A 287-nucleotide genomic window follows, 5' to 3' on the forward strand; every position below is an offset into this window, starting at 1 on the left:
CTAAAGAAGCTTACACCGCGAAGAATCCAATCCCACTGGATATCTTACAGCGCACAATGTCATTGATTGAGCATGAAGACATGCCAGACAAAGTGCGGGGTGAGTTACACAAATGGTTGGGTTATAGCTTACGGGATAATGACTTACCTCAGCCTGCACTTTGCGAATTAATGCGAGCGCTTGAGCTTAATGAGCGCTGCGGCGTGAAAAAAGACATCAGCAATATTGAAAAGTTTTTGTCTGCGAAAAACAGCGCAGATAATTAAAGAACGTGCCAACGCGCAAGG

The 287-nt window shown here is 44.9% G+C and carries 1 pseudogene; it reads left to right on the forward strand.

What is annotated here, in order from left to right:
• Nucleotides 1-266, forward strand: a pseudogene (locus PROVRUST_RS19980) (phage terminase small subunit); the annotation flags it as partial.
• Nucleotides 267-287 lie beyond the last annotated feature (21 nt).

The sequence above is a fragment of the Providencia rustigianii DSM 4541 genome, from assembly GCF_000156395.1.
Taxonomy (GTDB): domain Bacteria; phylum Pseudomonadota; class Gammaproteobacteria; order Enterobacterales; family Enterobacteriaceae; genus Providencia; species Providencia rustigianii.